The organism is uncultured Flavonifractor sp., from assembly GCF_944383115.1.
Lineage (GTDB): Bacteria > Bacillota > Clostridia > Oscillospirales > Oscillospiraceae > Flavonifractor.
The window spans coordinates 1-6,741 of sequence record NZ_CALWOJ010000101.1 but is presented as its reverse complement, the minus strand read 5'-3'; the positions used below and the strand labels follow the sequence as shown (position 1 = coordinate 6,741).

The 6,741-nt window shown below is 63.8% G+C and carries 8 protein-coding genes; all 8 read right to left on the bottom strand.

Annotation, left to right across the window (positions count from 1 at the left end; genetic code table 11):
• Window positions 1-871, bottom strand: an 871-nt coding sequence (locus tag Q0K43_RS09560) for a DUF6056 family protein (protein ID WP_297290315.1), incomplete at its 3' end; no start/stop codon positions are given.
• Window positions 872-886: 15 nt separating this feature from the next.
• The gene (mreD, locus tag Q0K43_RS09555; RefSeq protein ID WP_297290314.1) at window positions 887-1,399 is read right to left on the bottom strand and encodes a rod shape-determining protein MreD; all 513 of its coding nucleotides are present in this window, start codon (window positions 1,397-1,399) and stop codon (window positions 887-889) included.
• Window positions 1,400-1,465: 66 nt separating this feature from the next.
• A complete protein-coding gene (mreC, locus tag Q0K43_RS09550; RefSeq protein WP_297290313.1) occupies window positions 1,466-2,308 on the bottom strand; it encodes a rod shape-determining protein MreC in 843 nt (280 codons plus the stop codon).
• Between the two features lie 18 nt (window positions 2,309-2,326).
• A complete protein-coding gene (locus Q0K43_RS09545; RefSeq protein WP_297290312.1) occupies window positions 2,327-2,917 on the bottom strand; it encodes a Maf family protein in 591 nt (196 codons plus the stop codon).
• Between the two features lie 20 nt (window positions 2,918-2,937).
• Window positions 2,938-3,387, bottom strand: a complete 450-nt coding sequence (dut, locus tag Q0K43_RS09540) for a dUTP diphosphatase (RefSeq protein WP_297290311.1) — start codon at window positions 3,385-3,387, stop codon at window positions 2,938-2,940.
• A 6-nt stretch (window positions 3,388-3,393) separates the two neighbouring features.
• Window positions 3,394-5,472, bottom strand: a complete 2,079-nt coding sequence (locus Q0K43_RS09535) for a U32 family peptidase (RefSeq protein WP_297290310.1) — start codon at window positions 5,470-5,472, stop codon at window positions 3,394-3,396.
• 43 nt (window positions 5,473-5,515) lie between these two features.
• Complete coding sequence (locus Q0K43_RS09530; protein ID WP_297290309.1) at window positions 5,516-5,830, bottom strand: cell division protein ZapA; 315 nt, start codon at window positions 5,828-5,830, stop codon at window positions 5,516-5,518.
• Between the two features lie 143 nt (window positions 5,831-5,973).
• On the bottom strand, window positions 5,974-6,741 hold a 768-nt coding region (locus tag Q0K43_RS09525), incomplete at its 5' end, for a helix-turn-helix domain-containing protein (protein ID WP_297290308.1).

Sequence of the window (6,741 nt, the reverse complement as noted above, 5' to 3'; positions counted from 1 at the left end):
CCAGCAGAATGGGCCAGCTGAACCACTCCAGCACATCGGCCCATGCCTGTTCAATGGAGCGGCACACCGCGTCCACCACCCCGATGGGGGGTGCCACGGTGGCCTGCCGGACCTGGTTGCCGGGGGCGACCACGCTGATCAGGAAGCCAGCCACCAGCACCGCCGTGGGGATCAGGGCGGGAAGGAACTTTTTCCGGTCCTTCCACAAAAACCACAGCAGGAACAGTCCGCACAGCAGGGTACCCAGCAGCGCGGAGACATAGTTGCTTCCGCCCACCATCAGGGCGGCCAGTACGCCGGGAATCACCGCCCACAGGAGCTGCCGCCGGGTGGCGGCCAGCTTGAGAGCCACCATCCGCTCCATCAGCAGCAGGAAAATACCGTAGGTAAAGGTATAGTATACCGCCCCGTTCCACCAGTAGAAGGTATCCTTGGGAGAGACCACGAACTGGATGGAGAGCAGCAGGATGGGGACGGCCAGAAAGACGCTCTGCCGCCAGGTGCCGCCCAGAGCCCGGCGGGCCAGGGTGTCCGCCAGCTTGAAGGTGCCGATGCACAGGGAGGCCAGCATGACCACCGGGGTGAGCCAGTAGAGAAAGGGGGAGAAGGTGAGGGGGGTCAGGGTCATCATGCCAATGGCGGAGAAAGTACCCTGCCACCCCGTATAGCATCTCAGGATATAGTTCCAGCTGCCCACCAGGGGGAACTCCCCCTTGAGGATGGACTCATGGGGAAACAGGGCGTAGCTGTAGTCGTCGGCGGAGGGCCAGTCGTACCGGCCCAGCAGCAGGATGGGGATCAGGCTGAGGGCCAGCAGGGCCAGCAGCAGCCAGGGGCCGTATTTCTTCCAGATGGAATCCACTCGTTGCATAATCTCTCTCTTCTCCTATAGAACGGTCTTTTTGGGTACCCGGCGAAACACCCACAAAAAGAGGGCGTATATGGGAAATACAAACACCATGGACCAGGCGATCTCCCGCCCGGCCAGGGACAGCATGGCGGGCAGGGCCTCGGAACCCGCCAGCAGCCGGGCAAGGATACGCACCGCGTCGATGCACACCAGGGCCAGCAGGGAACACAGCAGACAGCCCAGCAGGTTCTGCCGCAGCACATACTGGGCCAGCGCCCCGGCCCCGAAGCCCAGCAGGCACAGGCCCAGGGTCATGGCCCCGTCAGGGTTGAAGTAGACCGCGTCGCACAGGATACCCACCCCCAGTCCGAAGCCTGCCCCGGCCATGGTGCCTTCCAGCACCGCCACCGCCATGGCAGCCAGGGGCAGGAGCATGGGGGCCACCCCAAACAGGGGAAAGCGGTTGAGGACGTAAAGTTCACAGAACCACACCGGCAGCAGGGCCAGGGTATAAACCCCCCACTTGATGAAAAAATCCTGTCTGGTCACAGGGTACGTTCCTCCTTGGCAATGGGGCTCCGGCCCCGGTTTAACGGGCCGGACAGTGTCCGGCCCCTACTCTACAATGGTAAAATCCTTGATGACAAAGACCTGCTGGAGGTTGTTCAGGTCGGTCTCGGGGACGATGACGGCATAGTCGGTCATGCCGGAAGCGTCGGTGCGCACTTCCTCCACATGGCCGGCCACCAGCCCGGAGGGATATACCCCGCCCCGGCCTGAGGTGGTCACCAGGTCGCCCGACATAAGCTGGCTGTTCTCCGGCAGGTAGGTCAGCTTCAGCTTTCCCTCCCCCATAAGGGCCAGGTCACCCTCCAGAATGGCGCCGCCGCCGGTACGGGCAAGCTGGCCTCCCATCTCGGTGTTGGCGTCAATGAGGGTACGGACGGTACACCAGTTCTCCCCCACCTCGGCCACCACGCCCACCAGGTTCCAGTATTCGTCCACCACACAGTTATCCACCGCGATACCCTGATTGGAACCCTTGCTCAGGGTGATGGTGGACTCCCAGTTGGAGGTGGAGCGGGCGGTGACCATGGCGGCCTCTTTGGTAAACTTTTTGTCTTTGGGGGTCAGCTCCAGCAGGTTGTACAGCCGCTCATTCTCCTGGATGGCGGCCTCCGCCTCCCGGATCTTGGTCTCCAGCTCGGCGTTCTCCTTCTTCAACTCCTCCAGCTGAGTCTTCATCTGCTCCAGCTCAAAGGTGTCGGAATAGCGTTCCTCCGCCCAGTTGGTGACGGCGCTGATGCCGTTGCGCACCGGCGTGGTGATGAAGTTGACAATGTTGGCCACCGGATTGGCCTTGCCTCCCAGCAGCATGGAGACCACTGTGGTCACCAGCGCCAGCAGGATGGCAACGATCAATATGAGTAGTCCGTTGCGCCGGAAAAAGTCCTTCACGCCTGCATCCAGCCTTTCTTATCGCCCTGCGGCCAGGGCCATACAATCCATGCCCAGCTGGCCCAGGATCTGGCCCAGCCGGCACACCGGCAGGCCCATGACATTGTAGTAGTCGCCCGATATGCCCTCAATCAGCAGGCTGCCGTAGCCCTGGATACCGTAGGCCCCCGCTTTGTCCATGGGTTCCCCGGTGGCAATATAGGCCTCGATCTCCTCCGCCGTCAGGGGGCGGAAGGTAACGGCGGTCTCCTCCCACTGGCTGAACACCTGCTCTCCCCGCAGTACGGTGAGGCCGGTGTACACCTGATGCCGGTTGCCCGACAGCAGGGAGAGCATCCGGAAGGCCTCCTCCTCATCGGCGGGCTTGCCCAGCACCGCCCCGTCCAGAGCCACCACTGTGTCGGCGGCGATGACCACCGTGTTGGGGTCGGCCTGGGCGGCCACTGCCTGAGCCTTTTCCAGAGAGATCTGCCGCACCAGCTCCGCCGGGGGCAGGGCCCGATCCATATGCTCGTCAATGTCGGGGGTGATGATGCGGAAATCCCGCACCCCCATCTGCTCCAGCAGCGCCCGCCGCCGGGGGCTTTTGGAGGCCAGAATGATGTCCATGCGCATTTCGTTCCTTTCTGTTATTGCCCGGTGGACCCGAACCCGCCGGCTCCGCGGCTGGTATCGTCCAGTTCCTCCACCCGCTCCAGCTCCGGCAGGACCACCGGGGTCACCACCAGCTGGGCGATCCGGTCGCCGGGGTGGATGGTATAGAGCTTATCGGACAGATTAGTCAGCCCCACCATGATCTCCCCCCGGTAGTCGCTGTCAATGACGCCCACCCCGTTGGACAGGGCGATGCCGTGGCGTATGCCCAGCCCCGACCGGGCGTACACCAGAGCCACATACTCCGGCCCCGGCAGGGCAATGGCGATGCCGGTGGGGATGCGTACCAGCTGCCGGGGGGCGATAATCATATCTTCCTCGATACAGGCAGACAGGTCCATGCCGGCGGAACCCGCCGTGGCCCGTTGGGGCCAGGGCAGCTCCCGGCCGATCTTGGGGGATACCGCTTTGATTTTCAGCTTCATTGATGATTACTCCACATCTCGGTAATAAAGACCACGGGTATATTCGTTGGGGCTCCAGTTCCCCTGCTCCAGGTATCGCTGAGCCACCTGGACGCACTCCCGGGGATTTTCGGTGGTAAACATGAGCCGGTGCCCCCACAGGCCGATGCGCCGGTAGTCGGCGGCCTTGTCCGCCAGGAACAGCTTCTGGGAGTTGAGCAGTTCGTTGCGGCAGCCGGGGGCGCGCACCACCGGGAACCGGACCCCCTTCCGGTCGGTCAGAATGTTGGTGTTCTGGCAGTTGCAGGAGCCGGTGCGGTTTTTGATGATGCAGTTCTCCACGATCATCAGGGGCAACCGGCCGTAGGTGATGAGTTCCGTGTCCAGACTCTTGGAGATATCCCGGATCTGGGGGAACTTCAGTTCAAAGGACAGGGTGAGGGAGGAGAAGCCCAGACGTTTATATTCTTTCACCGCCTGGGCGTTATAGACCTCCAGGCCAAAATCTCCCCGCAGGGTGAAGCCCAGTTCTTTGGCCACCTGGATCATGCCCAGGTTGCCCACCAGGGCGTCTTTTACCCCCAGGTCCTTTACCTTTTTCAGGTCCTCCACCATCTGGGGGAACTCACGGTCCCAGGCAATGCGGGGCAGGATCACCCCGATGGAGGTGCCTGCCGGGGCATTGGCCTTCTCCGGGTGGGCTGCCAGCTCCTCCAGGGGAATGTAGACCATGGCGGGGCCCAGATCCAGCAGTTCACGGGTGACCTGCTCCGCCGAGCGCACCGAAATGGTGAGAGCGGGGGTCTCTTTCCGGTTCTCGTACCGGGCGCCGGGGTGGTATTCGCCGGTGCGGCGCCGGGGCAGCTGTTCCCGCTGCTTTGTCAGGCCGTCCAGCGCGTCCCGCCGCAGGGAATTGAGGGTGGACAGGGGGAGGGACAGGCCGTCCTCCACCAGCACCCGCATCCGCTCCGCCCGGTAGGGGGTTCCGCCGGTGCGGGCAAGCTGCTTCTCCACCGCGTCGGCCGTCAGGGGGCGGGTGCGGGCCTCCTCAGGCACCGGGCCCTCCACCGTGACGACCCGCCCCTCGGGGTCCTTCACCCCCACATGGGCGGGTTCGCCGGGGCGGAGCATGGCGTAAAAGGTGACGGGTACCCGCTGGGCCTCGCCGCTCTGGTAGGTGTTGCGGGCGGCGGCAAAGAGTTCCTTGGGTTCGCGGGTCTCCTCCCGCACGCCGAACATGTGGCTTCCCTGCTGATCCAGGTAGTAGCCCTGGGTAAAGCCCTGGCGGGAGAAGGCGGCCTGGAGCTGCTCCACTTCCTCCGCCGTGGGTTCCCGGTCCTCATGGATGGCCCGGGAGTAGATGCCGGTAACCACCGCCACATACTCGGGCCGCTTCATGCGGCCCTCCAGCTTGACGCACTTGACCCCCATCTTCCGCAGTTCTCGCAAATGGCCTGCCAGGGACAGATCCTTCAGGGACAGGGGGTAGGAATCCGCCTTATCCCCCCAGCCGTATTTCAGCCGGCAGGGCTGGGCGCACAGGCCCCGGTTGCCGGAGCGGCCGCCGATGATAGAGGAGAGGAAGCACTGGCCGGAGTAGCACATGCACAGGGCCCCGTGGGCGAACACCTCGATCTCGATGGGGGCGTTCTGGCAGATGTATTCGATTTGATCCCGGGACAGCTCCCGGGAGAGCACCGCCCGGGTCATGCCCAGGTCGGCCACCATCTTCACACCGTCCAGATTGTGGACGGTCATCTGGGTGGAGGCGTGGATGGGCAGGTCGGGGGCCACCTGCCGCACCATCCGCAGCACCCCCATGTCCTGCACCAGCACCGCGTCGGCCCCCAGGGCGGAGGCCTCGGCGGCAAACTCCGCCGCCTGGGGCAGCTCCCGGTCGGTGAGCAGGGTGTTGAGGGTCAGATATACCTTGGCTCCCCGCACATGGCAATAAGAAACCGCCGCCGCAAATTCCTCCCGGGAGAAATTCTTCGCGTTGCGGCGGGCGTTAAAGTCCCCGTATCCCAGATAGACGGCGTCCGCGCCGTTTTGTATGGCCGCCGCCACGGCCTCCATAGACCCGGCGGGGGCAAGCAGTTCCAACATACCATTCCTCCCGGAACAGGGGGGCGGAACGCCCCCCCTTTCCTCACTTCTTGTTTTGCAGCTTGAAGATCTCCCGTTTGGCCTCGGAGAGTTCCAGCTTCATCTTGGTGGCCTCTTCCAGGTACTCCTTCAGCTGGCGGCGCAGGTTTTCCGCCGCCTCCACCTCCTTGAAGTACTCGTCGGCAATGTTGACCGCCGCCAGGACGGCCCCGTCCACCAGGGAGACGCGGGCGCCCTCCATGATCTCCCGCACCTTTTCGTCCACATGGGCCGCCACCTTTTCGGTGTAGCCGACCTCCTCGGTGCCAACCAGGGTATATTCCTGCCCGGCGATGGTAACGGCGACGCGGTTTTTCATGCAAACCCCTCCTGACCATAGTAATTTATAGTATTATATCACATCCCGCACCGGAAGAAAAACAAATTCTTCGTGAATTTTCGCGGGGACGCAAAAGGCCCGTGGGCGGAATGGATTCATTCCGTCCACGGGCCATCTGGGCCTTACCCCTTGAACTGCACCGCCGAGATCTGGATGTCCACCGTTCCGTCCGCGCTGCCGGTGGAGATATCCACGCCAAAGCGGGGCTGGCCTCCCCCGTCGCTCTCCAGCGCCTCAAAGGTGCGGGTGACGGTGGCTCCGGCAGGGATCTGGGTTTCCAGCATGTTCCTCCCATTTTCATACAGGTAGCCGGCCTGGAACAGCAGGGGCTGGGTACCGTTGTTGGTTACGGTGATGCTGAGGCAGCGGCCGTTGGCCGCCACAAAGGGGATGTCCCGGCTGAAGCTGCTGCCTGAGCGGTATTCGGTGTCCTCCAGCACATGGATGCCCAGTTCCTGCGCCACAGGCTCCACCTCGCCGAAGGGGCCTACCTGCTCCCCCGCCCGATCCAGCGGCAGCTTGTCCCAGTCCTGCTCCAGTCCCCCCACCACGATGACCGAACCCGCCCCGTCATCCTTGTCCTCAGTCGTCAGCCCGCCGCCCCAAAGCCACAGGGCCAGAACGCCCACAGTCACAAGCGCCAATCCCGCCGCCAGGATGGGCCGCCGGCCCCTGGGCTTCCGTACTGGCTCCGGATCTTCCGGCGGCGTCTCCGGCTCCGGGGCAGCCTCCTCCTGGACCTGCGCCCCTCCGGTACCGTACACCAACTCGTCCAGCGACACCCCATACACCTTGCCCATCTGGATCAGATTGTCCAGGGTGGGCATCCCCGTTCCGGTCTCCCACCGGGAGATGGCCTGTCGGGACACGTTCAGCCGCTCCGCCGCCTC

Bases quoted from the DNA above. Each gene is read 5' to 3' on its own strand.
- Q0K43_RS09530 (WP_297290309.1), bottom strand. From the start codon at position 5,830: ATGAAAAACCGCGTCGCCGTTACCATCGCCGGGCAGGAATATACCCTG.
- dut (WP_297290311.1), bottom strand. From the start codon at position 3,387: ATGAAGCTGAAAATCAAAGCGGTATCCCCCAAGATCGGCCGGGAGCTG.
- Q0K43_RS09545 (WP_297290312.1), bottom strand. From the start codon at position 2,917: ATGGACATCATTCTGGCCTCCAAAAGCCCCCGGCGGCGGGCGCTGCTG.
- Q0K43_RS09535 (WP_297290310.1), bottom strand. From the start codon at position 5,472: ATGTTGGAACTGCTTGCCCCCGCCGGGTCTATGGAGGCCGTGGCGGCG.